Annotated in this window: 26 protein-coding genes and 1 pseudogene; 17 read left to right on the forward strand and 10 right to left on the reverse strand. The window is 72.0% G+C overall.

The window, feature by feature from the left end; all coding sequences use genetic code 11:
- The first annotated feature begins 23 nt into the window (after nucleotides 1-23).
- The gene (locus tag OG574_RS33405) at nucleotides 24-590 is read left to right on the forward strand and encodes a HutD/Ves family protein (RefSeq protein ID WP_326776231.1); all 567 of its coding nucleotides are present in this window, start codon (nucleotides 24-26) and stop codon (nucleotides 588-590) included.
- Between the two features lie 472 nt (nucleotides 591-1,062).
- Here the strand turns inward: OG574_RS33405 and OG574_RS33410 are convergent, their stop codons facing one another.
- From OG574_RS33410 to OG574_RS33420, 3 genes are read right to left on the reverse strand one after another with little or no spacing between them, the layout of a single operon-like run.
- Nucleotides 1,063-2,037, reverse strand: coding sequence for an acyl-CoA dehydrogenase family protein (locus OG574_RS33410; protein WP_326776232.1), 975 nt, complete (start codon nucleotides 2,035-2,037; stop codon nucleotides 1,063-1,065).
- Nucleotides 2,037-3,182 carry an acyl-CoA dehydrogenase family protein gene (locus tag OG574_RS33415; protein WP_326776233.1) on the reverse strand — a complete coding sequence of 382 codons (1,146 nt, stop codon included), beginning with the start codon at nucleotides 3,180-3,182 and terminating at the stop codon, nucleotides 2,037-2,039. The genes OG574_RS33410 and OG574_RS33415 overlap by 1 nt, the downstream gene beginning before the upstream one ends.
- A complete protein-coding gene (locus OG574_RS33420) occupies nucleotides 3,182-4,075 on the reverse strand; it encodes an enoyl-CoA hydratase (RefSeq protein WP_326776234.1) in 894 nt (297 codons plus the stop codon). The genes OG574_RS33415 and OG574_RS33420 overlap by 1 nt, the downstream gene beginning before the upstream one ends.
- A gap of 47 nt (nucleotides 4,076-4,122) precedes the next feature.
- On the opposite strand from OG574_RS33420, the gene OG574_RS33425 reads away from it, so the two are divergent.
- The 6 genes from OG574_RS33425 to OG574_RS33450 all read left to right on the forward strand — a co-directional run bounded on the left by OG574_RS33425 (nucleotide 4,123) and on the right by OG574_RS33450 (nucleotide 10,206).
- Nucleotides 4,123-5,265 (forward strand): acyl-CoA dehydrogenase family protein, encoded by a 1,143-nt coding sequence (locus OG574_RS33425; RefSeq protein WP_326776235.1) that lies wholly within the window; start codon nucleotides 4,123-4,125, stop codon nucleotides 5,263-5,265.
- A complete protein-coding gene (locus tag OG574_RS33430) occupies nucleotides 5,262-6,047 on the forward strand; it encodes an SDR family oxidoreductase (protein ID WP_326776236.1) in 786 nt (261 codons plus the stop codon). The genes OG574_RS33425 and OG574_RS33430 overlap by 4 nt, the downstream gene beginning before the upstream one ends.
- Before the next feature lie 36 nt (nucleotides 6,048-6,083).
- The gene (locus OG574_RS33435; protein ID WP_100592289.1) at nucleotides 6,084-6,704 is read left to right on the forward strand and encodes a TetR/AcrR family transcriptional regulator; all 621 of its coding nucleotides are present in this window, start codon (nucleotides 6,084-6,086) and stop codon (nucleotides 6,702-6,704) included.
- Between the two features lie 13 nt (nucleotides 6,705-6,717).
- A complete protein-coding gene (locus OG574_RS33440; protein WP_326776237.1) occupies nucleotides 6,718-7,875 on the forward strand; it encodes an acetyl-CoA C-acetyltransferase in 1,158 nt (385 codons plus the stop codon).
- A gap of 199 nt (nucleotides 7,876-8,074) precedes the next feature.
- Nucleotides 8,075-8,278 (forward strand): cold-shock protein, encoded by a 204-nt coding sequence (locus OG574_RS33445; RefSeq protein WP_042152846.1) that lies wholly within the window; start codon nucleotides 8,075-8,077, stop codon nucleotides 8,276-8,278.
- Nucleotides 8,279-8,505: 227 nt separating this feature from the next.
- Complete coding sequence (locus OG574_RS33450) at nucleotides 8,506-10,206, forward strand: DEAD/DEAH box helicase (protein WP_326776238.1); 1,701 nt, start codon at nucleotides 8,506-8,508, stop codon at nucleotides 10,204-10,206.
- 93 nt (nucleotides 10,207-10,299) lie between these two features.
- On the opposite strand, the gene OG574_RS33455 is transcribed toward OG574_RS33450, so the two are convergent.
- The 5 genes and pseudogenes from OG574_RS33455 to OG574_RS33475 all read right to left on the reverse strand — a co-directional run bounded on the left by OG574_RS33455 (nucleotide 10,300) and on the right by OG574_RS33475 (nucleotide 14,776).
- Nucleotides 10,300-11,211: a tyrosine-protein phosphatase gene (locus OG574_RS33455; protein ID WP_326776239.1), complete on the reverse strand. Its 912-nt coding sequence runs from the start codon at nucleotides 11,209-11,211 to the stop codon at nucleotides 10,300-10,302.
- Nucleotides 11,212-11,238: 27 nt separating this feature from the next.
- On the reverse strand, nucleotides 11,239-12,288 hold the full coding sequence (locus tag OG574_RS33460; protein WP_326778715.1) for an NAD(P)H-dependent flavin oxidoreductase: 1,050 nt from the start codon (nucleotides 12,286-12,288) through the stop codon (nucleotides 11,239-11,241).
- An 11-nt stretch (nucleotides 12,289-12,299) separates the two neighbouring features.
- Nucleotides 12,300-13,010 carry a CoA-transferase subunit beta gene (locus OG574_RS33465; RefSeq protein WP_326778716.1) on the reverse strand — a complete coding sequence of 237 codons (711 nt, stop codon included), beginning with the start codon at nucleotides 13,008-13,010 and terminating at the stop codon, nucleotides 12,300-12,302.
- 96 nt (nucleotides 13,011-13,106) lie between these two features.
- Nucleotides 13,107-13,958, reverse strand: a pseudogene (locus tag OG574_RS33470) (CoA transferase subunit A); the annotation flags it as partial.
- The gene (locus OG574_RS33475; protein WP_326776240.1) at nucleotides 13,955-14,776 is read right to left on the reverse strand and encodes an enoyl-CoA hydratase family protein; all 822 of its coding nucleotides are present in this window, start codon (nucleotides 14,774-14,776) and stop codon (nucleotides 13,955-13,957) included. The pseudogene OG574_RS33470 and the gene OG574_RS33475, both read right to left, overlap by 4 nt.
- A gap of 88 nt (nucleotides 14,777-14,864) precedes the next feature.
- Here OG574_RS33475 and OG574_RS33480 point away from each other — a divergent pair, with 88 nt between their 5' ends.
- The 8 genes from OG574_RS33480 to OG574_RS33515 all read left to right on the forward strand — a co-directional run bounded on the left by OG574_RS33480 (nucleotide 14,865) and on the right by OG574_RS33515 (nucleotide 21,854).
- The gene (locus OG574_RS33480; RefSeq protein ID WP_326776241.1) at nucleotides 14,865-15,620 is read left to right on the forward strand and encodes an SDR family oxidoreductase; all 756 of its coding nucleotides are present in this window, start codon (nucleotides 14,865-14,867) and stop codon (nucleotides 15,618-15,620) included.
- A gap of 1 nt (nucleotide 15,621) precedes the next feature.
- Entirely contained in the window at nucleotides 15,622-16,569 is a 948-nt protein-coding gene (locus OG574_RS33485) for an SDR family oxidoreductase (protein ID WP_326776242.1), read from the forward strand.
- Between the two features lie 177 nt (nucleotides 16,570-16,746).
- Nucleotides 16,747-17,529 (forward strand): 2-keto-4-pentenoate hydratase, encoded by a 783-nt coding sequence (locus OG574_RS33490; protein WP_326776243.1) that lies wholly within the window; start codon nucleotides 16,747-16,749, stop codon nucleotides 17,527-17,529.
- A 34-nt stretch (nucleotides 17,530-17,563) separates the two neighbouring features.
- Nucleotides 17,564-18,463, forward strand: coding sequence for an acetaldehyde dehydrogenase (acetylating) (locus OG574_RS33495; RefSeq protein ID WP_326776244.1), 900 nt, complete (start codon nucleotides 17,564-17,566; stop codon nucleotides 18,461-18,463).
- Entirely contained in the window at nucleotides 18,460-19,485 is a 1,026-nt protein-coding gene (gene dmpG, locus OG574_RS33500; protein ID WP_326776245.1) for a 4-hydroxy-2-oxovalerate aldolase, read from the forward strand. The genes OG574_RS33495 and dmpG overlap by 4 nt, the downstream gene beginning before the upstream one ends.
- A 17-nt stretch (nucleotides 19,486-19,502) precedes the next feature.
- Nucleotides 19,503-20,648: a Rieske 2Fe-2S domain-containing protein gene (locus OG574_RS33505; protein WP_326776246.1), complete on the forward strand. Its 1,146-nt coding sequence runs from the start codon at nucleotides 19,503-19,505 to the stop codon at nucleotides 20,646-20,648.
- Nucleotides 20,648-20,875, forward strand: a complete 228-nt coding sequence (locus OG574_RS33510) for a hypothetical protein (RefSeq protein WP_100592298.1) — start codon at nucleotides 20,648-20,650, stop codon at nucleotides 20,873-20,875. The genes OG574_RS33505 and OG574_RS33510 overlap by 1 nt, the downstream gene beginning before the upstream one ends.
- A complete protein-coding gene (locus OG574_RS33515; protein WP_326776247.1) occupies nucleotides 20,868-21,854 on the forward strand; it encodes a ferredoxin--NADP reductase in 987 nt (328 codons plus the stop codon). Before OG574_RS33510 ends, OG574_RS33515 begins: the two co-directional genes overlap by 8 nt.
- A 49-nt stretch (nucleotides 21,855-21,903) precedes the next feature.
- Here the strand turns inward: OG574_RS33515 and OG574_RS33520 are convergent, their stop codons facing one another.
- Both OG574_RS33520 and OG574_RS33525 read right to left on the reverse strand, forming a co-directional pair.
- Nucleotides 21,904-22,773, reverse strand: coding sequence for an IclR family transcriptional regulator (locus OG574_RS33520; protein WP_326776248.1), 870 nt, complete (start codon nucleotides 22,771-22,773; stop codon nucleotides 21,904-21,906).
- A gap of 205 nt (nucleotides 22,774-22,978) precedes the next feature.
- Nucleotides 22,979-23,686 carry an HAD family hydrolase gene (locus tag OG574_RS33525; protein WP_326776249.1) on the reverse strand — a complete coding sequence of 236 codons (708 nt, stop codon included), beginning with the start codon at nucleotides 23,684-23,686 and terminating at the stop codon, nucleotides 22,979-22,981.
- 252 nt (nucleotides 23,687-23,938) lie between these two features.
- Between OG574_RS33525 and hsaA the strand changes: the two genes are divergently transcribed.
- A complete protein-coding gene (gene hsaA / locus OG574_RS33530; RefSeq protein ID WP_326776250.1) occupies nucleotides 23,939-25,123 on the forward strand; it encodes a 3-hydroxy-9,10-secoandrosta-1,3,5(10)-triene-9,17-dione monooxygenase oxygenase subunit in 1,185 nt (394 codons plus the stop codon).
- Nucleotides 25,120-26,001 (forward strand): 4,5:9,10-diseco-3-hydroxy-5,9,17-trioxoandrosta-1(10),2-diene-4-oate hydrolase, encoded by an 882-nt coding sequence (gene hsaD, locus OG574_RS33535; RefSeq protein WP_326776251.1) that lies wholly within the window; start codon nucleotides 25,120-25,122, stop codon nucleotides 25,999-26,001. Before hsaA ends, hsaD begins: the two co-directional genes overlap by 4 nt.
- The last annotated feature ends 93 nt before the right edge of the window (nucleotides 26,002-26,094 follow it).

Here is a 26,094-nt window from a genome sequence, read left to right on the forward strand (position 1 = left end):
CCCAGCACCATCGGAGCCGCCCCATGCCCGGGACCACTGACAACGGCGTACGGCTGCTGCCCGCAGCGGAGCGAACCGCCGCGGCCTGGAAGAACGGCGGCGGGGTCACCCGCAACATCGCGGCGTCGCCGCCGGACGCGGGGACGGACGACTTCGTGTGGCGGGTGAGCCTTGCGGACGTAGCGGGCGACGGCCCGTTCTCCGCGTTCCCCGACGTCGACCGGACCCTGACGATGGTCGAGGGCGCCGGCATGGAACTGACGGTCGGCGACGACCACAGAACCGTGGACGAGCGCTACGTGCCACAGGACTTCCGAGGCGACGTCCCGACCGACTGCCGCCTCATCGACGGCCCGGTCGTGAACTTCAACGTCATGTGGCGCAGAGGAGCCGGCACGCCCCCCGCGGTGGCAGTGGTCCGAGGCCGCCTCACCATCACCGGCAAGGCCCTGGTCGTAGCGCTGGACGGCGAGGGCGCGAACGTCGGAGGACATGAGCTCGCCCGCTACGACGCCGCGCTGGTGACCTCGTCCACTGCTGCCGGCGCACTGCACGCCAGGGGACGCACGGCCGTAGTCACCTTCCCCTGAGCGCCCCAACCCCGCGACGGAACGGACCACGGCGATCAGCCGCGTACGAAACGGCCGTGGGCGAGAGGAAGCCCCACCGGCCCGTAGCCGCCCCCCCGACGGGAGGGGACGTGGCGGGATGTGCGCGCGGAGCCACGTGCGGGAGCGCTCGGGCCCACGTTCCGATGCCCAGAACCCATAGAACAGCGAGCACGTACATCCCGGCGCGGCCCCGCACCCACGAACGGCGAGGCGTCGCAGGCACGGCGCCGCACCCTGAACGGCGAGTCGCAGCAGGCACGGCGCCGCACCACGCGGGGCATCCCGCGTGCGTCGACGAGTACGGCGGCCGCCTGATCTTCCAGCGCGGTCCCTGAACGGCGAGGCGTCGCAGGCACGGCGCCGCCCCCTGAACGGCGAGTGCCCCCACGACCGAGGCCGCGAGGCGCACCGAACCAGAACTGAACCGACCCGCCCCTCCCTCAGAGCGCAGTCAGCCGCCAACCCCCTCCGCCAGCACCCGAGCCCGGCAATCCGCAGGTGCCCCCCACGCGTCCCGCAGCGGCCGGGCCTTGCGCAGCCACAGCGACAGGTCCAGCTCCTGCGTGTACCCGATGGCCCCATGCAGCTGGAGGGCAGCCCGCGCCGCCGCGTAAGAAGCCTCACCCGCCGCAACCTTCGCCGCGGCGATGTCCCCGGGTGCCATCGAGAGCGCCGCCCCGAACACCAGCGGCCGCGCGAACTCCAGCCCCGTGAGCGCGTCCGCGAGCCGGTGCTTCACGGCCTGGAAGGAGCCGATGGGGGAGCCGAACTGGGTGCGCTGCGTGGCGTATTCGACGGTCCGGTGCAGCAGGGAGAGGCCCACACCGAGCGACTGCGCGGCGGTGAGGAACGCGGCGAGATCCACGGCCCGGGCGGCAGCGTCCCGCACATCCGGCCCGCGCGCGAGCAGCGTCCCACCCTCCACAGACGGCGCGTAGAGCCGGCGCGCAGGATCGGCGGAGGGCAAGAGAGGCCCGTGGCCGGAGGCAAGCCGCAGCTCATCGCCACAGACGACGAAGACGGCGTCGGCGGAGTCCGCATCCAGGACGTAAGAACCATCCACACCGAGGGACGCCACCACATCCCCCGAGGCGATCCCGGGAAGCCACTCCTTGGCAACATCAGGCAGGCAGTCCAGAAGCCGAGCCACGGCGGCGGTCTCCACCACGGGTCCGGGCACCCCGAACCGCCCCAACTCCGTAAAGGAAACGGCCAGTTCAACCGGCAGGAGCCCCGCCCCGCCATACGCCTCCGGAACAGCGAGCGCGAAGACACCTGTCCCGCCCAGCCGCGACCACAGCGCCCGCCCGGGCCCGTGATCGCCGGACGACCAGGCGCGGATCACCTCAGGGGTGTCCGCGGCGGTCAGAAGCCGGTCGAGCGTGCGCCCGAACTCGGCCTGCTCCGCGTCGAGGAGGAACCTCATCAGCGCCGTCCCTTCGGCAGGCCGAGCAGCCGCTCGGCGATGATGTCGCGCTGGATCTCATTGGTGCCCGCATAAATGGGCCCGGCGAGCGAGAAGACATACCCCTCACCCCACCCACCGCGGTCATCGGCCAACTCGCCGTCGGAGCCGAGCAGATCGAGCGCGGTCTCATGCAGAGCGATGTCGTACTCCGACCAGAACACCTTGTTCAGACTGGACTCGGCCCCGATCGTCTGACCGGCGGCGAACCGCGATGCGTTGGCGTACGTGAACAGCTGATACGCCCGCGCCCCGATCAAGGCATCGGCAACGCGATCGCGGATCCCGGCATCCTCCCCCCGCTCCCCCCACAGCCGTACGAGCCGATCGGCGGCAGCAAGGAAGCGCCCGGGCGACCGGAGCGTGAGCCCCCGCTCGTTCCCCGTAGTCGACATAGCGATACGCCACCCGTTGCCCGGCTCGCCGATGACGTCTTCGTCAGGCACGAAGACCCGGTCGAGGAACAGCTCGGCGAACGCCGGTTTCCCGTCGAGCCGCCCGATGGGCCGCACGGTCACCCCGGGCGCCCGCAGGTCGAACATCAGGTAGGTCAGCCCCTGATGGGGCTTGGGCGCGTCAGGATCCGTACGGAAGATCCCGAAGGCCCGGTCGGCGAAGGCGGCCCGCGATGACCAGGTCTTCTGCCCGGACAGCAGCCAGCCCCCCTCCGTGCGCACGGCCCTGGACTTGAGGGACGCCAGGTCGGACCCGGCCTCCGGCTCGGACCAGGCCTGCGCCCAGATCGTCTCGCCGCTCGCCACGGAGGGCAGCACCCGGGCCCGCTGCTCAGGTGTGCCGTGGTCGAAGAGGGTCGGCGCAAGCAGGTTGATGCCGTTCTGCGAGACACGCCCAGGGGCGCCCGAGGCGTAGTACTCCTCCTCGAAGAGCAGCCACGAAAAGATGTCGGCGCCCCGCCCCCCGTACTCCTCGGGCCAGGACACCACCGACCAGCGCCCGGCGTGAAGCTGCGCCTCCCACGCGCGATGCGCGGCGAACCCTTCCCCGGTCTCAAGTGAAGGCAGCGGCTCGCCCGGAACATGCCCGGCGAGCCACGCACGGGCCTCGGCGCGGAACGCGTCCTCGGCGGGCGTGAAGTCGAGGTCCATCAGGCGTTCGCCTCCTTCATCGCGCGTACGTCCATGCCGCCGAGGGAGTCCTTCGCGGTCTCCGCGTTGTGCGCGTGGGCGAGGTGGTGCAGGCCGAACACGGAGTCCATGCCGGCGTGCAGGCCCTGAAGGTCCTCGGCCTGGTTCACCGCCCGCTTGGTGAGGGCGAGCCCGAGCCGCGGCATCTCGGCGACGCGCAGCGCCAACTCATCGGCCGCCCCCGCCAGTTCGCCGCGCGGGACGACGCGGTTGACCATCCCCACCTCGTACGCCCGCCGGGCGGTCATCCGGTCGCCGGTGAACAGGAACTCCTTGGCGACGCGAGGCGGCATCACCCACGGGTGCGCGAAGTACTCGACGCCGGGGATCCCCATGCGCACGACGGGATCGGCGAAGAACGCGTCGTCGGAGGCCACGATCAGGTCGCAGACCCAGGCGAGCATGAGCCCGCCCGCCACACACGCCCCGTGGACCGAGGCGATCACCGGCTTCGGCAGCTCGCGCCAGCGCCGGCACATGCCCAGGTACACCTCCGACTCGCGGGCGAACCGCGATTCGGCGCCCTGCTTGTCGGAGTGGTCCCACCAGAGCCCGGCCCGCCGCTCGAAGGGCAGATGCGCGTCCCGCTCGGGGGTGCCGATGTCGTGCCCCGCGGAGAAGTGGTCACCCGCGCCGGCGAGGACCACGGCCTTGACGTCGGGGTCGTCGGCCGCGCGGTAGAAAGCCGCGTCCAGGGCGTAGGTCATCGCCGAGTTCTGCGCGTTGCGGTATCGCGGACGGTTCATCGTCACGTACGCGACCGGGCCGCGGCGCTCGTACAGGACGGGCTCGGTCGGGGCGGGCTCGGGGCCGTCCTGCGAGACGCGCTCGGGGCTGTCGTGGGCTGCGGGCATCGGAAACATCCTTCCCTAACAAGTGTTTGGTAGGTTAACGTACGTCCATGAGCAGCGTCGAGGAGTTTCGCGCCGAGATCCGGGCCTGGCTCGCGGACCATCTCGTGGGGGAGTTCGCCGAGTTGAGGGGCCGCGGCGGGCCGGGCCGTGAGCACGAGGCGTTCGAGGGGCGGCTCGCCTGGGAGCGGCACATGGCGGCGCACGGGTGGACCTGTGTCGGCTGGCCCGTCGAGCACGGCGGCCGCGGCGCGAGTCTCGAGGAGCAGATCGCGTTCCACGAGGAGTACGCGCTCGCGGACGCGCCCGCCCGGGTCAACCACATAGGGGAGCAGCTCCTCGGCCCGACGCTCATCGCCTTCGGCACCGAGGAGCAGAAGAAGCGGTTCCTGCCGCCGGTCGTCGCGGTCGAGGAGCTGTGGTGCCAGGGCTACAGCGAGCCGGACGCGGGCTCCGACCTGGCGAACGTCCGCACGAGAGGCGCCCTTTCACCCGACGGGTCGCAGTGGGTCGTGGACGGGCAGAAGATCTGGACCTCGCTCGCCCATGAGGCCCAGTGGTGCTTCGTCGTGGCCCGCACCGAATCCGGCTCGCGACGGCACGCGGGCCTGTCCTACCTCCTCGTACCCCTGGACCAGCCGGGCGTCGAGGTGCGCCCCATCGTGCAGCTCACGGGCACCAGCGAGTTCAACGAGGTGTTCTTCGACGGCGCCCGCACCGACGCGTCCCACGTCGTCGGCGAGCCCGGCGACGGCTGGCGGATCGCGATGGCCACCCTCGGCTTCGAGCGCGGCGTCTCCACCCTTGGCCAGCAGGTCGGGTTCCGCCGCGAATGGGACGGCCTCGCGGCGCTGGCCAGGAGGAACGGCGCGATCGCCGACCCCCTGATTCGCGACCGGCTCGTCCAGGCCTGGATCGACCTGGAAGCCATGGCGGCCTCCGCGCGGCGCGGCGTCGACCCCTCCGTCGGCAAGCTCCACTGGGCGGCCTGGCACCGCGGCCTCGGCGAGCTCGCCATGGACGTGTGCGGTGCCGCGTCCACGATCGCCGCCGGCGAGCCGTACGAACTCGACGACTGGCAGCGGCTGTTCCTCTTCTCCCGCGCCGACACCATCTACGCCGGATCCGACGAGATCCAGAAGAACATCGTCGCCGAGCGCCTGCTCGGCCTGCCCAAGGAGGCGCGGGTATGAGCGCGAAGCCCGAGTACGTGCCGGGCCACGGCCTGCTGAAGGGGCGGACGGCCGTCATCACGGCGGCCGCCGGAGCCGGGATCGGCGGGGCGACGGCACGCAAGTTCCTCGAAGAGGGCGCCCGCGTCGTCATCAGTGACGCGCACGCCCGCAGGCTCAAGGAGAGCGAGCAGGCGCTCGCCGACGAGTTCGGCGCGGGGAACGTCGCCTCACTGCCCTGCGACGTCACCGACGAGGAACAGGTCGGCGCCCTGTTCGCGCTGGCCGCCGAAACGCACGGCGGCCTCGACATCGTGGTCAACAACGCGGGTCTCGGCGGCACTTCGGACCTCGTCGACATGACCGACGACCAGTGGACGCGCGTCCTCGACGTCACGCTGAACGGCACGTTCCGGTGCACGAGAGCCGCCCTGCGCTCCTTCCGCGACACCGGCCGCCACGGCGTCGTCGTGAACAACGCGTCCGTCGTCGGCTGGCGCGCCCAGGCCGGACAGGCCCACTACGCCGCCGCGAAGGCGGGCGTCATGGCCCTCACCCGCTGCGCCGCGATCGAGGCCGCCGAGTACGGAGTCCGGGTCAACGCGGTCTCGCCCAGCCTCGCCATGCACCCCCACCTCGTGAAGGTCACCTCCGCCGAACTCCTCGCCGAACTCACCGAGAAGGAAGCCTTCGGCCGGTACGCCGAACCCTGGGAGATCGCCAACGTGATCGTGTTCCTGGCGTCCGGCTACTCCTCGTACATGACGGGCGAGATCGTCTCCGTCAGCAGCCAGCATGCGTAGCGCCGCGGGCGCGCCGGTGAGGACGACAATGGACCCGTGCCTACCAAGAAGAAGCCCCAGGTGACCGCCTCGCCCGAGCGCCGCCGCGAACTCCTCGACACCGCGGCCGAGGTCTTCGCCGCCCAGGGGTACAACGCCACCACCGTCCGCAAGATCGCCGACCACGCGGGCATGCTCGCGGGCAGCCTCTACTACCACTTCGACTCCAAGGAGTCGATGCTCGAAGAGATCCTGCGGACCTTCCTCGACGAGCTGTGGCACGGATACGACTCCGTCCTCGACTCCCGGCTCGGCCCCAGGGAAACCCTGGAGGCCCTCGTCACCGAGTCCTTCCGCGAGATCGACCGGCACCGCGCCGCCGTCGCCATCTACCAGAAGGAGTCCAAGCACCTCGCCGTCCAGGAGCGCTTCGAGTTCCTGGCCGCCTCCCAGCGCAAGTTCGAGAAGGCGTGGCTCTCCACCCTGGAGCGCGGCGTCGCCGCCGAGGTGTTCCGCGCCGACCTCGACATCCGGCTCACCTACCGGTTCGTCCGCGACACCGTCTGGGTCGCCGCGTCCTGGTACCGCCCCGGCGGACAGCACAGCCCCGAGGAGATCGCCCGCCAGTACCTCTCGATGGTCCTGGACGGCATCGCCGTACGCGCCACCCAACCCTGAAGGGAAACCCGTCATGGCCGAGGCCTACATAGTCGAAGCGGTCCGCACCCCCGTAGGACGGCGCAAGGGAGGCCTCGCCGCCGCCCACCCCGCCGACCTCGGCGCGCACGTCCTGAAGGAGCTCGTCGCCCGCTCCGGGATCGACCCCGCCGCCGTCGAGGACGTCGTCTTCGGCTGCCTCGACACGGTGGGCCCGCAGGCCGGTGACATCGCGCGGACGGCCTGGCTCGCCGCCGGCCTCCCCGAGGAGGTCCCCGGCGTGACCATCGACCGCCAGTGCGGTTCGTCACAGCAGGCCGTGCACTTCGCGGCGCAGGGCGTCCTCTCCGGCACCCAGGACCTCGTCGTCGCCGGCGGCACCCAGAACATGACGCAGATCCCCATCGCCTTCGCCTCCCGCCAGGCCGCCGAGCCCCTCGGCCTCACCGACGGCCCGTTCGCGGGCAGCGAGGGCTGGCGCGCCCGCTACGGCGACCAGCCGGTGAACCAGTTCCACGGCGCCGAGCTCATCGCCCGCAAGTGGGGCATCACCCGCCGTGACCAGGAGGAGTGGGCCCTGCGCTCCCACGAGCGCGCGATCCGCGCCATCGACGAGGGCCGCTTCGCCCGTGAGACCTCCGCCTACGGGGACGTCACCGTCGACGAGGGCCCCCGCCGCGACACCACCCTGGAGAAGATGGCGGGCCTCAAGCCCGTCGTCGAAGGCGGCACGATCACCGCGGCCTGTTCCTCGCAGGTCTCCGACGGCGCCGCCGCGCTGCTCCTCGCCTCGGAGCGCGCCGTACGCGAGCACGGCCTGACCCCGCGCGCCCGCGTCCATCACCTCTCCGTACGCGGCGAGGACCCCATCCGCATGCTCTCCGCGCCGATCCCCGCGACCGCGTACGCGCTGAAGAAGACCGGCATGTCCATGGACGACATCGACCTCGTCGAGATCAACGAGGCCTTCGCCCCCGTGGTCCTCGCCTGGCTCAAGGAGACGGGCACGGACCCGGAGAAGGTGAACGTGAACGGAGGAGCGATCGCGCTGGGCCACCCCCTCGGCGCGACCGGCGCGAAGCTGATGACGACCCTGCTGCACGAGCTGGAGCGCACGGGCGGGCGCTACGGACTGCAGACGATGTGCGAAGGAGGGGGCCAGGCGAACGTCACGATCATCGAGCGTCTGTAGCCCCGTGAGGGTCGTGCTAAGGTCGATGACGTTGCAGTTTTGGTACCCATAGACTTTATGTGCGCCTGACGGGAATGTTCCTCAGGCGCATTATTGTTTTCCGGCCGGTCCTCCGGGCCAACTCCGGATGGGGCTCAATGGTGCGACTGGAGATTCGAAGGACTCGGATTTCCGTACCGCCCCAGTAAAGGAGATTGTTATGGCCACCGGAACCGTGAAGTGGTTCAACTCGGAAAAGGGCTTCGGCTTCATTGAGCAGGACGGCGGCGGCGCCGACGTCTTCGCCCACTACTCGAACATCGCCACCCAGGGCTTCCGTGAGCTCCAGGAGGGCCAGAAGGTGACGTTCGACGTCACGCAGGGCCAGAAGGGCCCCCAGGCGGAGAACATCCTCCCCGCCTGAAACACCGCTTGATCCCAGGATCACGCACCCCACGGCCGGGGTCCGCACCGCGAAGGTGCGGGCCCCGGCCCGTGCTGTCCCCAGGCCGGCGGCCCCGTGGGGCCTGTGGTCACATTCCCGTCCGCCTGGCGGCCCGCCCTCCAGGCGGACGGGAATGTGACGACAGGCTCTAGACGCGTCGATGGCCACCGGCTCCCGGCCGCCCAGGCCCAGGAAGGCATGCCCGCATGGCTAACCCCGCACGTCCGCCCCGCCCGACCCGCAACCGGTCCGCATCCGCTTCAGGAAACGCGGGTACCGGAAACGCCGGAAGGAATTCCCGGGGCGGAAGGTCCGGCGGAAAGGGCCGCGTTCCCGAGCGCCGGCCCACGCCGCCGCAGGAATTCACGATGCCGGAGAACACGACGCCCGCGCTGCCCGCGGCCGCGACGTTCGCCGAGCTCGACATGCCGGCCGGCCTTCTGAAGACGCTCACCGAGCAGGGCGTCACCGAGCCGTTCCCCATTCAGGGCGCCACCCTCCCCAACTCCCTCGCGGGGCGCGACCTCCTCGGCCGCGGCCGCACCGGCTCCGGCAAGACCCTCGCGTTCGGCCTGCCGATGCTCGCCCGCACGGCCGGCCTCAAGGCCGAGCCGCGCATGCCGCTGGCCCTCGTCCTCGTGCCGACCCGCGAGCTCGCCCAGCAGGTCACCGACGCCCTCACGCCGTACGCGGGCGCCGTCAGGCTCCGTCTCACCACCGTCGTCGGCGGCATGTCGATCTCTCGTCAGGCGTCCTCCCTGCGCCGCGGCGCGGACGTCGTCGTGGCGACGCCCGGCCGCCTCAAGGACCTCATCGAGCGCGGCGACTGCGACCTGTCCGAGGTGCGGATCACCGTCCTCGACGAGGCCGATCAGATGGCCGACATGGGCTTCATGCCGCAGGTCACGGCGCTCCTCAAGCAGGTCGCCCCGGGTGGCCAGACCATGCTGTTCTCGGCGACGCTCGACCGGAACGTCGACCGGCTCGTCCGGCAGTTCCTGACCGACCCGGTCGTCCACTCCGTGGACCCGTCGGCCGGCGCCGTCACCACGATGGAGCACCACGTCCTCCACGTGCTCGACGAGACCGACAAGAAGGCCGTCACCGCGCGCATCGCCGCCCGCGAAGGCCGCGTGATCCTCTTCGTCGACACCAAGCGGTCCGCCGACCGGCTCGCCAAGCGGCTCCTCGCCAGCGGAGTCCTCGCGGCGCCGCTGCACGGCGGACGCTCGCAGCCGCAGCGCAACCGCACCCTGGAACAGTTCAAGGACGGCCGGGTCACGGCCCTCGTCGCCACGAACGTCGCCGCCCGCGGCATACACGTCGACGACCTCGGCCTCGTCGTGAACGTCGACCCGCCGACCGAGCACAAGGACTACCTGCACCGCGGCGGCCGCACCGCCCGCGCCGGCGAGTCCGGCAGCGTCGTCACGCTGGTCCTGCCCGAGCAGAAGCGCGACGTCACGCGCCTCATGCGGGACGCGGGCATCCGCCCGGAGACCACCCAGGTCAAGTCCACCGACGAAGAGCTCGTCCGCATCACCGGCGCGCGGGAGCCCTCCGGCGTCCCCGCCGTCATCGAGGTCCCGGAGCCGACCGCTCCGGCCGCCTCCGGTGCCCGCAAGCCGCGGCGCAGCCGTGGCGGCAGCGGACGCGGCCAGGGCGGCGGCCAGGCAGGGCGTGCCCAGGGCGGGCGCGCGCAGGCCGGGCGCGGCGAAGGCGGCGGCCAGGGCGGCGGGCGCGGCCAGGCCGTCCAGGGAGGTCGCTCCCAGGGCGCCGGTGGCCGAGGCCAGGGCGGCCGTGGCCAGGGCGGTCCCGGGCAGGGCGGCGCCGGTCAGAGCGCCGGCGGGCGCGGCGGCCGGGCGCGGCGCGGTCCGCGTGACGCCGGGCGCGGCGCGGCCGCGTAAGCGGTACTCCAGCCGAGCGGCGGGGCGGTGGGACGAGGCGAACAGCCTCGCCCCACCGCCCCGCTTCGCGTTCGCGTCAGTCTCGCGTTCGCGTCAGTCGAGCAGCCGGTGGCGCAGGGCCGCGACGGTGTCCAGGTCGAGGCCGAGCCCCTGCGAGACGTACCGGCCCAGGCTTCCGTAGTCCGCCCGCGCCTGGCCGACGGCCGCCGACAGATACTCCGTGCGGACCTCCTGGAGGGGGATCAGCAGGTCCGGGTCGAGCATCATGCCGGACTGCTTCAGCCCGTCGCGCACCTTCGCGTCGTACGCGGCGCGGAAGGTGTTCGACGCCAAGTAGTCGTCCACGGCGGTCCGTTCGGGCACGCCGAGCAGGAGCAGCAGGACGTACGTCGTCCAGCCTGTGCGGTCCTTCCCCGACGTGCAGTGGTAAAGGAGCGCGCCCCGGCCGCCGGTGCCGTACGCGGCGTCGCGCAGTGTGGCCGCGAACCGCGCGCGGTTGTCCGCGTCCGACACGAACCGCGGATACACGCTCCGCATGAAGGCGGCCGCCCGGCCGCCGCCGAGCATCTCCTCCTGCCGCACGGGGTCCTTGGAACTGATGGCGGCCATCATCTGCGCGTACAGGCCGTTGTCCGATACCGGTCGCGAGTCCGGGGTGAGGCCGGCGGGGAGGCGGTCCGCGCCGTCGTACTGGACCTCCACCGGCACCCGGTAGTCGATCACCCGGCGCAGACCGAGGCCCGAGAGCGTCGTGACGTCGGCGTCGGTGAGCTTGGACAGGGCATCGGCGCGGTAGACGAGCCCGTGGCGGACGCGACCGCCGCCGAGGGCCCGACAGCCGCCCACGTCACGGACGTTGACCGCGCCCTGGAGCGGGATGTGCCGGATCGGCGGGTCCTGGTACGGACGCCGTCCGGCCGCGGCGGCACCGGGTGCGACGGCCGCGGCCGTCAGGGTGGTGAGCGCGGCGCCGACGAGGGCGCGTCTGGACACAGTGCGTGGCATCGCTGAACTCCCTTGCGGGAAGCGGGATCACCCTGGGGTAGGCAGGGTGCCGAGCACGTGCCGGGCCTCGGTCATCACGCGGGTGACGAGTTCCTCGCAGCTCGGGAGGTCCTCGATCACCCCCGCGACCTGGCCCGATGCCATGACACCGAGGTCGGTGCGGCCCTCGACCATGGACGCCTTGAGGAGCATGGGGGTGTTCGCGGCGAGCAGGACCTGGCTCCACGACAGTTCCTTGCCGTGCTTCATCGCCAGCCCGTCGCGGACCATCTGCGGCCAGCTCAGGCCCGACAGCTTCCTGAACCCGGCGGCCCGCCGCACGGCCTGCACGAGCGCGCGCGTGCGGCCCGCCCGTTCGAGTGAGTTGACGAGATCGGTACGCAGCATGCGGTGCGGCAGACCGTCCACGGCCGTCGTCACGGTGACGTCCTGGACCGTGGCCGCCAGATATCTCGCCTTCACCGCGTCCGGGACGGTCGAGTCGGAGGTGAGCAGGAAACGGGTGCCCATGGCGACGCCGGCCGCGCCGTACGCGAGGGCCGCGACCAGGCCGCGCCCGTCGTGGAACCCGCCCGCGCCGATCACCGGGATGTCCACGGCGTCCACGACCTGCGGCAGCAGCACCGTCGTCGCGACGTCCCCCGTGTGGCCGCCGCCCTCGCCGCCCTGCACGATGACGGCGTCCGCGCCCCACGCTGCGACCTTCTCGGCGTGACGCCGGGCACCGATGGAGGGGATGACGACGACGCCCGCGTCCTTCAGCTCGGCGATCAGGTCACGGGACGGCGCGAGCGCGAACGAGGCGACCCGCACACCCTCGTCGATGATCACCCGCACGCGGTCCCGCGCGTCACCGGCATCCGCGCGCAGATTGACCCCGAAGGGTTCGCCCGTACGGGACTTCACCTCGCGCACCGCCGACCTGAGCTGGTCGAGGGTCATGGTGGCGGAGGCGAGGATGCCGAGCGCCCCGGCGTTCGCCGACGCCGACACGAGGCGCGGGCCCGCGACCCAGCCCATGCCGGTCTGCACCAGCGGGTGGCGCACGCCGACCAGCTCGGTGAACGCCGTCTCGATGGTCGAGTCGCTCATACGGGCCTGACCTCGCGGTCGCGCAGGCCCTTCGGGTCGATGACTTCGCGGATCAGCCGGAGCTCCTCGGCGGTGGGCTCGCGCGTGTACGGCACGTCGCCCCCGTCCGGCAGGACGAGCGGGAAGCCCGTCGCCGCGATCACCTCGTCGACGGTGACCCCGGGGTGCACGGACGCGAGGCGCATCGAGCGGTCCGGCGTCTCGAAGTCGAAGACGCCGAGGTTCGACACGACGCGCGGGATGCGGTGGTATCGCGTCGCCGACGGTCCCGCCGCGGCGGCGCTGTCGTACCCGACCCCGCTGATCATGTCGACCTTCTCGACGAACACGCGCGCGGAGTGCTTCGGGACCCAGTAACTCACCGGATTGTTGAGGGTGTTGACGGGTGCGCCGCGGACCCCGAGCAGTTGGCGGGCGGGGCGGTCCCAGTCGCCGATGCACGAGATGTTCTGGTTGCCGTGCCGGTCGATCTGGCTCGCGCCCATCATCACGTGGCGCCTGCCGCCGGTGACCATGGTGAGGTGCTGACGGTACGGAAGCCAGCCCTCCGGCTCCCCGTCGAGCCCCACGGTCATCGCCTCGCCGTCGGTGAGGAGGAGGTCGGGGGAGAAGGTGCGCTTGGCGAGGCGGGCCCCGACGGACGGGATCAGGCCCATGGGGCTCGCCAGGATCTCACCGCTGTCGCGCCAGGCGTCGGCGCAGGCGATGACGCAGTATTCGGCGCGGGTGAGGGTGGTGGCGGGAGTGGTGGTTGTTGTTACCGGGGCTGCTGTCGCCGGTGTGGCTGTGGCTCCGGCGGGCTGCTCGCGCTCCGCGTGCCAGGTCCGTACGGCTTCCTGGTAGCTCTTCTCGTCGCCGCGCGCGGGCAGGAAGCGCTCGGCGAACTCGGGCCAGGGCGTGGTCGCGTACAGCTTCTGGAATGCTTCGTCCCGCCCGTAGTCGGGTACGCACGACGTGAAGTGCGCGCCGTTCGGCGTCTCGACCACGCCGGTGACCGCGTGCCGCTTGACGAGGAGGGTCTGCGGAACGGCGTCCCCGACGTCGCCGAACCCCTCCACCAGCTCCTCGCACGACACGTACGCCGTGTCGGCCGCCTCGCAGAACAGGTCGTCGAAGTACGGGTCGGGGCCGAGGTACTGGCCGTTTCCGTGCCGGTCCGCGCGGTTCATGTGGACGAGCGCCGCATCCATCCGCAGCGCCGGCATCGCGACCAGCGTCTCCCCGTCCTCGTACGGCGAACCGACCGTCTTCAGCGCCGGGTTGACGCGCATGACGTCCGAGCCGATGCCGGCCCGCACCGGGATGAAGGGGAGCCGGTTCGCCGCGGCGTGCAGGCCCCACATGAACATCGCCTCGTCGACCTCCGTCAGCTCGAACGCGCCGCGCTGGCGGGCCTCGCGGAAGTGCGGTTCGAGCGGGATCGAGTCGAGGGTCACGAAGGCCGTGACCAGCTTGCGGATCTTCCCGGCGGCGGCGAGCAGGCCGACGTCCGGGCCGCCGTACGCGATGACGGTCAGATCCGTGACGTCGCTGCGCAGCAGGGCCCGTACGAGGGCCATGGGCTTGCGGCGCGAGCCCCAGCCACCGATGCCGATGGTCATGCCGCTGCGGAGGCGGGCGACGACGTCCTCGGGCGTCATGGTCTTGTCCGTCACTTGGCTTCCCCCTTGGTTGCCGTGTCCGTGCCTGCGGCAGCACTTGTGTCTGTGCCTGTGTCTGTGCCTGCGTCTGTGCCGAACGTGTCGCGGATGCGGTCCGCGACGCCGCTGAGGTTCGCCTCGAAGGTGAAGCCCTGCTCGAAGCGGTAGCTCCGGCGTACGTCGACGGGGTCGATGCCGTTGATCGCGGCCTTGGCGAGGCGGATGAGCGAGCCGTCCTTGCGGGCGATCTCGCGGGCCAGGTCCAGTGCGGCGGCCCGGAGTTCGGCCCGCGGCACGACCTTCCAGACGGAACCGTGCGCGTGCAGTTCCTGCGCCGTCGCCGTGCGCGAGGTGTAGTAGAGGGTGCGCATCAGGTGCTGCGGCACGAGCCTGGCGAGATGGGTCGCGGCGCCGAGCGCTCCGCGGTCGAGCTCGGGGAGGCCGAACGTGGCGTCGTCCGAGGCGACGATCGCGTCCGCGTTGCCCACGAGGCCGATGCCGCCGCCCAGACAGAAGCCGTTGACCGCGGCGACGACCGGCACCTCGCACTCGTACACGGCCGCGAAGGCCTCGTAGCAGCCGCGGTTGGCGCCGATGAGGGCGCTGTGGCCGCCGGACGCCGTGTCGCGCTGCATCTCCTTGATGTCGACGCCCGCGTTGAACCCCCGGCCCTCGGAGGCGAGGACGACGCAGCGCACGTCCGGGTCGCGGCCCGCCGCGCGCAGGGCGTCGGCCAGGTCGTACCAGCCCCGCACCGGCAGCGCGTTGACCGGAGGGAAGTCCACCGTGACGACGGCGATCCCCTTTTCGGGTGAGGAGGTGGAGACACCCATGGCGTTCAGCTACCTTTCCACCTAACGTTTGTTTGGTAGGAAGGTAGCAGGCGATGGGGACGAGCGGAATGGACCTGGGGTGGATGGCATGGATCTGAGCTCAAGGCCCCTGAGGGGGAAGGTCGCGGTCGTCACCGGGGGCACGCGGGGCGTCGGGGCCGGGATCGCGGCGGCGTTCGTGCGGGCGGGGGCGGATGTCGTGGTGTGTGCGCGCAGACCCCCCGAAGAGCCGCTGCCCGGCTGCGAGTTCATACCGGTCGACCTGCGGGACGGTCCGGCCGTACGGCGCTTCTTCGCGGGCCTCGACCGGGTGGACGTGCTGGTGAACAACGCGGGAGGCACGCCGTACCGGCTGCTCGGCGAGTCCGACGCGGAGCGGCACGCGCGCGTGGTCGAGCTCAATCTCACGGCGCCGATGACCGCGTCGCTGGCCGCGCGGGAGCAACTGCGGCGTACGCGCGGCGCCGTCGTGATGATCGGCAGCGTGAGTGGCGCGCGACCCTCCCCGGGCACGGCGGCCTACGGGGCGGCCAAGGCGGGCCTGGAGAACCTTGCACGCTCGATGGCGGTGGAGTGGGCGCCCGAGATACGGGTGAACACGCTGGTCCTCGGGATGGTGCGCACCGAGCTGTCCCATCTGCACTACGGGGACGAGGAAGGCGTGGCGGCGGTGGGGCGCACGGTGCCGATCGGCCGCCTCGCCGAACCGTCGGAGATCGGGGACGCGGCGGTGTTCCTCGCCTCGGACACGGCGTCGTACATCACGGGGGCGAGCCTCCTGGTGCACGGAGGCGGGGAGCGGCCGGCGTTCCTGGACGCGGCAACTGTCAACAAGGAGGCGTGACATGGAGAAGGGCACGGGAGCGGACATGGGTGCGGGTGCTGGTTCAGGGCTGTGTGCGGGGCGGGTCGTGGTCGTGACGGGGGCCGGGCGTGGCCTGGGGCGCGCGCACGCGCTGGCGTTCGCCGCCGAGGGCGCACGGGTCGTGGTCAACGATCTGGGGGTGGGCCTGGACGGGGCCCCGGCGCCGGACAGTCCGGCGGCCCAAGTGGTCGAGGAGATACGGGCCCTGGGCGGCGAGGCGGTCGCCCACGGCGGGGACATCGCGACCACGGAGGGCGCCGCGTCCCTCGTCGCCACGGCCCTCGACAGCTTCGGGCGCCTGGACACGCTGGTCAACAACGCCGGCTTTCTCCGCGACCGGATGCTGGTCAACCTCGACGAGGACGACTGGGACGCGGTCATGCGGGTGCATCTCAAGGGCCACTTCCTGCCCTTGAAGCACGCGGCGGCGCACTGGCGCGCGGAGGCGAAGGCGGGCAGGACACCCTTGGCCCGGGTCGTGAACACGTCGTCGGGAGCGGGTCTGCTCGGCTCGGTGGGCCAGGGCAACTACAGCGCGGCGAAGGCCGGCATCGTGGGCCTGACCCTGGTCGCCGCGGCGGAGATGGGGCGGTACGGGGTGCAGGTGAACGCGGTCGCGCCGGCGGCCCGCACCCGCATGACGGAGCGCACGTTCGCCGACACGATGGCCGCCCCCGAGGACGGCTTCGACGCGATGGCCCCGGAGAACGTGTCGCCGGTGGTGGTGTGGCTCGGCTCCGCCGCGAGCGACGGCGTGACCGGCCGCGTCTTCGAGGCGGAGGCCGGCCGCATCACGGTCATGGAGGGCTGGCGCCCGGGCCCCACCGCCGACAAGGCGGCACGCTGGACCCCGGCCGAGGCCGGGGAGGCGGCGAGGGAACTCCTCGGCAGGGCGGAGGTTCCGGGGGCGGTGTACGGGAGCGGGTGAAGCCGCAGTAGGGGCGTGCCCCCGCCCCTACGGGCCCGCCGGCACCTTCCCGCTGAGCTGCGTCACCTTCCCGCTGAGCGGGAATCCGGCCTCCCTCCACGTCCCGGCTCCGACCTACCGTCTGGCCCACCGCGGTGCACCGCACCGCGGGTCAGACCGCCACCCCAAGGAGCCGAGATGCTTGACGTCCGGAGTCGGCAGGAGGTCGCCGCGCTGCTGCGTCGCGCCGAGCTCGGCCGCAGCCCCGTCGCGCCCCTGGCCGGCGCGTTCGAGGGCATCGGCACCGAGGACGCCTACGAGATCCAGCTGATCAACATCCGGCACAGGACCGCCCTGGGTGCCCAGGTCACCGGGCACAAGGTGGGTCTCTCGTCGCCGGTGATGCAGCGCATGATGGGCGTCGACGAGCCGGACTACGGCCATCTCCTCGACGACATGGAGCTGCGCGAGGACCGGCCCGTGGACACCGTCCGGTACTGCGCGCCCCGCGTCGAGGTCGAGATCGGATTCGTACTCGGCGACGACCTCCCGGGCGAGGGCTGCACCCCGGCCGACGTCCTCGCCGCGACCGAACGCGTCGTGCCCGCCCTGGAGTTGATCGACAGCCGGATCGCCGACTGGCGCATCACCATCGCCGACACGATCGCCGACAACGCCTCGTCCGCCGGTTACGTCATCGGCGAGGGCCGCGACCCGCGCGACCTCGATCTGAAAGCCGTCGAGGCGCGGCTCACCTGCGACGGCGACGAACTCGCACAGGGCCGCGGTGACGCCGTGCTCGGCGACCCCGCCGGCTCCGTCGCCTGGCTGGCCCGCACCGTCGCCCGCTTCGGCGTGCCCCTGCGCAAGGGGCACGTCATCCTGCCCGGCTCCTGCACCCGCGCCGTCGATGTCGAAGCGGGCCGCACCTACACCGCCGAGTTCACCGGACTCGGCGCCGTATCGCTCTCGTTCCGATGACCCCGACGGGTCCGCTGACTCTGCTGAGGTATGTATGACTGCGAAGAAGGCCACCGCCGCGATCGTCGGCTCCGGGAACATCGGCACCGACCTCCTCCACAAGCTCCACCGCTCCCCGTACATCGAGCCGCGCTGGATGATCGGCGTCGATCCCGACAGCGCGGGCCTCGCGCGGGCGCGGAAGCTGGGGGTCGAGGCGAGCCACGAGGGCGTCAGGCATCTGCTCGCCCAGGACGAGCGGCCCGACCTCGTCTTCGAGGCGACGAGCGCCTACGTCCACCGCGCCAACGCCCCCCGTTACGCCGAACTCGGCATCAGGGCCATCGACCTGACCCCGGCCGCCGTCGGCCCCGCCGTGGTTCCGCCCGCGAACCTCACCGCGCATCTCGACGCGCCCAACATCAACATGATCACCTGCGGCGGCCAGGCCACCATCCCCATGGTGTACGCGGTCTCACGCGTCGTTCCCGTCGCATACGCGGAGATCGTGGCGTCCGTCGCCTCGGTGTCCGCGGGGCCCGGCACCCGCGCGAACATCGACGAGTTCACCCGTACGACGTCCCGCGGCATCGAGGAGATCGGCGGCGCCGCGCGCGGCAAGGCGATCATCATCCTCAACCCGGCGGAGCCGCCCGTCATCATGCGCGACACCGTCTTCTGCGCCATCCCCGAGGACGCCGACCGGGACGCGATCACCCTCTCCGTGAAGGAGATCGCCGAGAGCGTGGCGACGTACGTACCCGGCTACCGGCTGCGCACGGAACCGCAGTTCGACGGCCCCTCACCCATGAACGGCGGCATGGCGCGCGTCGCGATCTTCCTGGAGGTGGAGGGCGCGGGCGACTTCCTGCCGCCGTACGCAGGAAACCTCGACATCATGACCGCCGCCGCGACGAAGGTCGGCGAGGAGCTCGCAAAGGGGATCAGCAAGTGAAGCCGTACTCAGAGACGCTCGACATCCGCGTCACCGACTCCTCGCTGCGCGACGGTTCGCACGCGAAGCGGCACCAGTTCACCGCCGACGACGTGCGCAGCATCGTCGGCGCCCTCGACGGCGCGGGCGTCCCCGTCATCGAGGTCACGCACGGCGACGGCCTGGGCGGCTCGTCCTTCAACTACGGGTTCTCGAAGACGCCCGAGCAGGAGCTCATCAAGGCCGCCGTCGACACGGCGCGGCAGGCGCGCATCGCGTTCCTGATGCTGCCCGGCCTCGGCGTGAAGGACGACATCAGGGCCGCGCACGCGAACGGCGCGAGCGTGTGCCGCATCGCGACGCACTGCACGGAGGCCGACATCTCCGTCCAGCACTTCGGCCTCGCGCGGGAGATGGGCCTGGAGACCGTCGGATTCCTGATGATGGCGCACTCCACGACCCCGGAGCGCCTCGCCGCCCAGGCCAGGATCATGGCCGACGCCGGCTGCCAGTGCGTGTACGTCGTCGACTCGGCCGGCGCCCTGGTCATGGACGATGTCACCGACCGGGTGTCCGCGCTCGTCGCCGAGCTGGGCGACGACGCGCAGGTCGGTTTTCACGGTCACGAGAACCTCGGCCTGGGCGTGGGCAATTCCGTGGCCGCCGTGCGCGCCGGAGCGCTGCAGATCGACGGCTCGACGCGGCGGCTCGGCGCGGGCGCGGGCAACACGCCCGTCGAGGCGTTCGCCGCCGTCTGCCACAAGATGGGCCTCCGCACCGGCATCGACGTACTGAAGATCATCGACGCGGCCGAGGACGTCGTGCGGCCCGTCATGGACGACGAGTGCCTGCTCGACCGGATGTCCCTCCTGATGGGGCATGCCGGCGTCTACTCCAGCTTCCTCAAGCACGCCTACCGGCAGGCGGAGCGCTACGGCGTCTCCGGCGCCGAGATCCTGCTGCGCGCCGGGGAGCGCCGCCTCGTCGGCGGCCAGGAGGACCAGCTCATCGACATCGCCGTCGAACTCGCGGCACGCGACTGAAGGGCAGGACACGCGACATGACCGCACAGCAGCAAGAGGTCCGCGTCATCGAGGCCGCCGCACCGCCGGCCCGCTACGCCCGCGGCTGGCACTGCCTGGGCCTGGCCACCGCCTTCCGCGAGGGCGGCCCGCACGAGATCGAGGCGTTCGGCACGAAGCTCGTCGTCTTCCGGGGGGAGCCCGCGGCGGGAGGTCCCGACCGCCTGCACGTCCTCAACGCGTACTGCCCCCACATGGGCGGCAACCTCGCCCACGGCACCGTCAAGGGTGACGCCGTCGCCTGCCCGTTCCACGACTGGCGCTGGGCGGGCGACGGGCGCTGCGCCGGCATCCCGTACGCGCGACGCGTCCCGCCGCGCGCCAGAACCCGCGCCTGGACCACCCTCGAACGCAACGGCCAGCTCTACGTGTGGCACGACCCCGAGGGCAACGAGCCCCCGCCCGGCGTCACCATCCCGGAGATCGAGGGCTTCGGCAGCCCCGAGTGGTCGAACTGGTCCTGGAGCGCCCTGCGAGTCGAGAACTCCAACTGCCGCGAGATCGTGGACAACGTCGTCGACATGGCGCACTTCTTCTACGTCCACTACGCGTTCCCGAACTACTTCAAGAACATCTTCGACGGCCATGTCGCCACCCAGTACATGGAGTCCACGCCGCGCGGCGACGTCGAGCTCGGCACGCTGTCGACCGGCGGCGGCCTGCGCTCCGACGCCTCGTACTTCGGCCCCTCGTACATGATCGACAAGCTGTGGAGCGATGTCGGGGGCGGTGTCGAGATGGAGTCCGTCCTCATCAACTGCCATTACCCGATCGACGAGAACAGCTTCATGCTCATGTACGGCGCGATCGTCAGGAAGCTGCCCGGCATGACTGACGAGCAGGCCGCCCAAGCCGCCCGGCTCACCTCCGAGGGCCTCGCGGTCGGCTTCGAGCAGGACGTCGAGATCTGGCGGAGCAAGACCCGTATCGACAACCCCCTCCTCACCGAGGAGGACGGCCCCGTCTATCAACTGCGCCGCTGGTACGAGCAGTTCTACGTGGATGCCGGCGACGTCAAGGACGAGATGGTGCGGCGCTTCGAGTTCGAGATCGACACCGAGCGCGCGACCGCCGCCTGGCGCGCGGAGGTCGAGGAGAACCTCGCCCGCCGGGAGGCCGACTGATGCGGCCCGTCCGGTGTGCGGCCTGCGGAAACGAGGTCCTGTGCGAGAAGTTCAGCGCCGCCCACACACAGATCCAGTGGACCGAGGCTGCGGCCGAGGTCTGCCCGATCATCGCGGAGCGCGTCGCGGCCGGCGAGCTGAGCGCGCGGGTACGGGGCTGCGCGCCCCTGCGGGCGAGCATCGACGTGGCGGTCGTGAGCGGACTCCTGGAGGTCGCGGATGCCTAGCCTGAGGGTCCGGGTCGCCGAGGTGATACGGGAGACGGCCGACGCGGTCTCCCTCGTCCTGGACGCACAACTCCCGTACAAGCCCGGTCAGTTCATGACCGTAAGACTGCCGGGTGGCGGGGCCCGCTGTTACTCGCTGGCCAGCTCCCCGCACACCGGCGAGCCCATGAAGGTGACGGTGAAGAGGGTCGCGGGGGGAGTCGGGTCGGGCTGGATGTGCGAACGTGTCGCACCCGGCGACGAGCTGGAGGTCCTGCCGCCCGCCGGCACGTTCACGCCGCCCGACCTCGACGGGAACCTGCTGCTCGTGGCGGGCGGCAGCGGCATCACGCCCGTCGTCTCCATCGCCAAGTCGGCCCTCGCCGCGGGCCGCGGCCGGGTCGCCCTCCTGTACGCCAACCGCGACGAGGAGTCGGTCATCTTCCGCGAGGAACTCCGGCTCCTGGGAGTCGAGTTCGCGGGCCGGCTCACCGTCGTGCACTGGCTGGAAACCCTCCAGGGCCTGCCCACGGCTGCCGCCCTGCGTGCACCCCTCGCCCCGTACGCGGGCCGCGACGCCTACCTGTGCGGGCCCGCGCCCCTGATGGACGCGGCCGAGCAGGCGCTACGGGCGGTGGGCGGGCGGTCCGTGCGCAGGGAGCGGTACTTCTCGCTCGGCGACGACGTGTTCGCCGAGCGAGTGGACCCGGTCGAACTGGCCGGTGACGGCCACCGGCTGCACGTGGAACTCGACGGCGAGGAGCGGGAAGTGGCGTGGCCCGCCGGGACGCCCCTGCTCGACGCCCTGCTCGCCGCCGGTGTCGACGCCCCTTTCTCGTGCCGCGAGGGCGCGTGCAGCGCGTGCTGCTGCCGGGTCACCAAGGGGGAGGTCACGATGGCGCGCAACGAGATCCTCGACCAGCGGGACCTCGACGAGGGGTACGTCCTCGCGTGCCAGGCGCTGCCGGTGTCGGACGCGGTGGGGGTCACGTACTCCTGAGGCGTCCCGGCCCGCGCGAGTACGGCGGGCCCGGACCGCAGAGCCGGGCCTACATCCACTCGCTCGTCCGCAGCCACCCCATCATGTTGTCCATCGCCTGCTCGGAGACGCCCGGCGCGCAGCTCGGGGGCGGCGCCGAGCGGGTCGCGCGCCCGGGCCCGTACAGGTCGCGCCAGACCGCGCGGGCGCAGGCGAGCACGGCGGGCGCGAGGCGTTCCAGGTCGCGCTGGGCCGTCAGGCCCTTGCCGGACAGGGAGATCGCGGCGACGGCCCGGCCCGCGCCGCGCAGCGGGGCCGCGACGCAGACGACGTCGCGGTGGCTCTCCTCGTGGTCGAAGGCGACGCCCCGGTCGCGGGCCGCGGCGAGCGCGGAGCGCAGCGCGGTCGGATGCGTGAGGGTGCGCGGCGTGCGAGGGCGCAGCCCGTGCGCGAGGACGCCCTCGACGGTGGCCGGATCGCTGAACGCGAGGACCGCCTTGCCGGCGGCCGTGCAGTACGCGGGCATGCGGCCGCCGACCCGGGAGGGCACCGACGTGTCGTGCAGGCCGCCGATCCGCTCCAGGCAGACCACTTCGGCGCCGTCGAGGACGTACAGGTGCACCAGGTGCCCGGTCGACTCGTGCAGCGCGTGCAGCCGGGGGAGCGCCGTCCGGCGCAGCCGGTTGTGGTGGGCGGCCAGCGCGCCCAGTTCGAGCATTCCCATGCCCATCCGGTAGTCGCGGCCCTCGCGGTCGAGCCAGCCGAGCCGTACCAGCTGGTCGAGAATGCGGTGGGCGGAGGACCGGGGGATTCCGGAGCGCCGGATCACCTCGGTGAGGGAGAGGCGCGGCTGCGCGCCGTCGAAGGCGCCGAGCACCTTCGCGGCCTTCTCCAGGAGCGAGGGCGCGGAGCCCTCGACGAACCCGGTCTGCTCGGGCATGGCTGAACCCCCAGGACAACAGGGCGCATCCGCGACATTGCGGGCGCGTTGACGACCTCGCGCCGACCTTGCCATGCGCCCGCGACCCAGGGGAAGAGCCGGGAGCTATGTATTTCGGTTCGGCATACCTCCAGGCGTACCTCTGGGTGTGCGCAGAGGTACGCCTATCGCCGTCGCGCCGCCCGCTTCGGCGCGCCCGTCGCCGTTACACCGCGCCCGCCACGAGCGACCGCAGCAGCTCCACATCCGCCGCCGTGAGATCGGCGACGACCGTGCGGCCGGGGGCCGGGGCGATCGGCCGCACCGACGGGACCGCGAGGACCGCGCACCCCGCCGCCTCCGCCGACGCCACCCCCGTCGGGGTGTCCTCCACCGCGACGCACCGCGCGGGCTCCGCGCCGAGGGTCGCCGCCGCCGCGAGATACGGGTCCGGCGCCGGCTTCGTGCGCGGCGTGTCCTCGGCCCCGTACACCGCGTCGAAGACATGCCCGTCGAGGGACTCGGCGATCCGGCGCACCACCGCGCGCGGCGACGCCGACACCAGGGCGGTCGGGACCCCCGCCGCGCGCAGTGCGGCGAGCAGCCCGAGGGCGCCCGGCCGAGGCGGCGCGCCCTCGGCGATCCGGGCGGTGAAGTCCCTGCCCAGCTCGTCCGCGAGGTCCTCGCGGGGCGCGCCCAGGGACTCGTGCAGAAGGTCCGCCGCGTCCTCGACCGAGCGTCCGAGCACCGCGGTGCGGCCCTCCTCGTCCAGGGGGCGGCCGTGGCGCACGGACACGGCCTCGACGACCTCGAGCCACATGTCCTCGGTGTCGACGAGCGTGCCGTCCATGTCGAAGAGCACCGCCTGGAGGGCGGAGGGTTCGACGGGCAGCGCGCGGGTGGGCGCGCCGGCGTGGGCGCGAGGGGTGTTCACAGTGCTCCAGAAGCCGAAGGGACAGGCCGACGTGAAAGCCGACGGGAAAGGCCGACGGGAAAGGTCGACCCTCTCATTACGGTCGCCCGGCATGACAGGTCGGTGAACGGAGCGCGCCATCCACGCAGCCCACGGGCGACAGCAGGGGAACCCGCCGTGGTTCCCGCTCAGCGGGAACCACCCGTTCTCGGCCCGCGGGAGGCGGGCGTACGGTCCAGCCACTCGAACCCGCACCCAGGAGAGGGCCCCCGCATGAGCGAATCCCCGGCCACCGCAGCCGCCGTACTCGAAGCGGTCCGCGCCCTCGCGCCGGCGCTGCGCGAACGCGCCGCCGAGGCGGAGGCGCTGCGCAAGGTGCCCGACACATCGATCAAGGACCTTGAGCAGACCGGCTTCTTCCGGCTCCTCCAGCCCCGGGCCCACGGCGGATTCGCCGCCGACCCGGCCGTCTTCTACGCCGCCGTCCGCGAGATCGCCCGGGCGTGCGGCTCCACCGGCTGGGTCGCGTCCGTCGTCGGCGTGCACCCCTGGCACGTCGCGCTCTACGACCCTCGCGCTCAGGAAGAGGTGTGGGGCGCCGACCCGTCGACCCGGATCTGCTCCTCGTACGCGCCGACCGGCAAGGTCACCCCCGTTGGGGGCGGCTTCCGCATCAGCGGCTCCTGGAGCTTCTCCTCCGGCTGCGACCATGCGGACTGGGCGCTGCTCGGCGGCCTCGTCCTGGACGCGGACGGCCGGCCCGTCGACATGCGGACGTTCCTCGTGCCGCGCGCCGAGTACCGCATCGACGACGTGTGGGACACCGTCGGTCTGCGCGGCACCGGCTCCAACAACGTCGTGTGCGAGGACGTGTTCGTGCCCGAGCACCGCGCCCTCAGCTTCGGCCCGGTCACCGCCCTGAACGTGCCGGGTCACGAGGTCAACCCGGAGCCGCTCTACCGCCTCCCGTACGCCGCCGTCTTCACCACCACCATCTCCACCCCCATCGTCGGCATCGCCGAGGGCGCCCTCGACGCGTACGTGGAGGCCACCCGCAAGCGCTTCCGCGTCTCCTACGGCCAGCAGGTCGCCGAGGACCCCTTCGCGCAGGTCCGCATCGCCCGCGCCGCCTCCGACATCGACGCCGCGGGACTTCAACTCCAGCGCAACATCAACGAGTTGTACGCCTGCGCCGAACGCGGTGACGAACTCCCCATGCCGCTGCGCGCCCGCGCCCGCCGCGACCAGGTCCTCGCCACCGAACGCGCCGTAGCCGCCGTCGACCTGCTCATGGAGAACGCGGGCGGCGGCGCCATGCGCAGCGGCCCCCACCCGGTCCAGCGCGCCTGGCGCGACGTCCACACCGGCCGCGGCCACGCCGCCAACGACCCCGAGCGCGCCCTCGTCCTCTCCGGCCAGAGCGCCCTCGGCCTCGACATCCAGGACACGATGCTGTGAGCACCTCTACAGATACGGTGAACTCCCTTACTTACGAGGGGACTTCGCGGACCAGCAAGGCCGCGGACCTCACTCTCCACTACCACGAGGCGGGCCCGGGCTCCACGGACACCCCCGTCGTGATCATGCTGCACGGCGGCGGCCCCGGCGCCTCCGGCTGGTCCAACTTCGGCCGCAACCTGCCCGTGTTCGCCGAGCACTTCCGTACCCTCCTGATCGACCAGCCCTGCTACGGCGCCTCCGACAAGCCCGAGCTCACCAAGGACTTCTTCTCCTACGCGGCCGACGCCGTGGCCGCCCTCATGGATGAACTGGACATACCTCAGGCGCACTTCGTCGGGAACTCACTCGGTGGCGGCACCGCGACCCGAATGGCCCTCGACCACCCGGACAAGGTCGGCAAGCTCCTTTTGATGGGCCCGGGCGGCATCTCCGTCAACCTGTTCGCGCCCGACCCGACCGAGGGCATCAAGAAGCTCTTCGCGTTCAACGGCTCGGGCGAGCCGACCCGCGCCATGATGCGGGACTTCCTCACCACTCTCGCGTACGACGCCTCGATCGTCACCGACGCGTTCGTCGAGGAGCGCTACGCGCAGGCCACCGACCCCGAGGCCAAGCTCGGCAACGACCGCATGGCCGCGTCCTTCGCCAAGTGGCCGGCCGACACGATGCTGTGGCGCGAGGCCCACCGCATCACCGCGCCCACGCTCCTCACCTGGGGCCGCGAGGACCGCGTCAACCCGCTCGACGGCGCCCTGGTCGCCCTCAAGACCATCCCGGACGCGCGCCTGCACGTCTTCCCGCACTGCGGCCACTGGGCGCAGACCGAGCAGTTCGACGAGTTCAACCGCCTCGCCGTCGACTTCTTCCGCAACTAGCCACCGGCCACTGGTCACCGGCCACAAGTCACCAGCCGCTGGTCACCAGTCACCGGTCAAGCCACCAGTCACCAGCCCCCGAAAGGCCCGCAG

It is taken from the genome of Streptomyces sp. NBC_01445, assembly GCF_035918235.1.
Lineage (GTDB): Bacteria > Actinomycetota > Actinomycetes > Streptomycetales > Streptomycetaceae > Streptomyces.

Bases quoted from the DNA above. Each gene is read 5' to 3' on its own strand.
- OG574_RS33405 (WP_326776231.1), top strand. From the start codon at position 24: ATGCCCGGGACCACTGACAACGGCGTACGGCTGCTGCCCGCAGCGGAG.
- OG574_RS33410 (WP_326776232.1), bottom strand. From the start codon at position 2,037: ATGAGGTTCCTCCTCGACGCGGAGCAGGCCGAGTTCGGGCGCACGCTC.
- OG574_RS33415 (WP_326776233.1), bottom strand. From the start codon at position 3,182: ATGGACCTCGACTTCACGCCCGCCGAGGACGCGTTCCGCGCCGAGGCC.
- OG574_RS33420 (WP_326776234.1), bottom strand. From the start codon at position 4,075: ATGCCCGCAGCCCACGACAGCCCCGAGCGCGTCTCGCAGGACGGCCCC.
- OG574_RS33425 (WP_326776235.1), top strand. From the start codon at position 4,123: ATGAGCAGCGTCGAGGAGTTTCGCGCCGAGATCCGGGCCTGGCTCGCG.
- OG574_RS33430 (WP_326776236.1), top strand. From the start codon at position 5,262: ATGAGCGCGAAGCCCGAGTACGTGCCGGGCCACGGCCTGCTGAAGGGG.
- OG574_RS33440 (WP_326776237.1), top strand. From the start codon at position 6,718: ATGGCCGAGGCCTACATAGTCGAAGCGGTCCGCACCCCCGTAGGACGG.
- OG574_RS33445 (WP_042152846.1), top strand. From the start codon at position 8,075: ATGGCCACCGGAACCGTGAAGTGGTTCAACTCGGAAAAGGGCTTCGGC.
- OG574_RS33450 (WP_326776238.1), top strand. From the start codon at position 8,506: ATGGCTAACCCCGCACGTCCGCCCCGCCCGACCCGCAACCGGTCCGCA.
- OG574_RS33455 (WP_326776239.1), bottom strand. From the start codon at position 11,211: ATGCCACGCACTGTGTCCAGACGCGCCCTCGTCGGCGCCGCGCTCACC.
- OG574_RS33475 (WP_326776240.1), bottom strand. From the start codon at position 14,776: ATGGGTGTCTCCACCTCCTCACCCGAAAAGGGGATCGCCGTCGTCACG.
- OG574_RS33480 (WP_326776241.1), top strand. From the start codon at position 14,865: ATGGATCTGAGCTCAAGGCCCCTGAGGGGGAAGGTCGCGGTCGTCACC.
- OG574_RS33485 (WP_326776242.1), top strand. From the start codon at position 15,622: ATGGAGAAGGGCACGGGAGCGGACATGGGTGCGGGTGCTGGTTCAGGG.
- OG574_RS33490 (WP_326776243.1), top strand. From the start codon at position 16,747: ATGCTTGACGTCCGGAGTCGGCAGGAGGTCGCCGCGCTGCTGCGTCGC.
- OG574_RS33495 (WP_326776244.1), top strand. From the start codon at position 17,564: ATGACTGCGAAGAAGGCCACCGCCGCGATCGTCGGCTCCGGGAACATC.
- OG574_RS33505 (WP_326776246.1), top strand. From the start codon at position 19,503: ATGACCGCACAGCAGCAAGAGGTCCGCGTCATCGAGGCCGCCGCACCG.
- OG574_RS33510 (WP_100592298.1), top strand. From the start codon at position 20,648: ATGCGGCCCGTCCGGTGTGCGGCCTGCGGAAACGAGGTCCTGTGCGAG.
- OG574_RS33515 (WP_326776247.1), top strand. From the start codon at position 20,868: ATGCCTAGCCTGAGGGTCCGGGTCGCCGAGGTGATACGGGAGACGGCC.
- OG574_RS33520 (WP_326776248.1), bottom strand. From the start codon at position 22,773: ATGCCCGAGCAGACCGGGTTCGTCGAGGGCTCCGCGCCCTCGCTCCTG.
- hsaA (WP_326776250.1), top strand. From the start codon at position 23,939: ATGAGCGAATCCCCGGCCACCGCAGCCGCCGTACTCGAAGCGGTCCGC.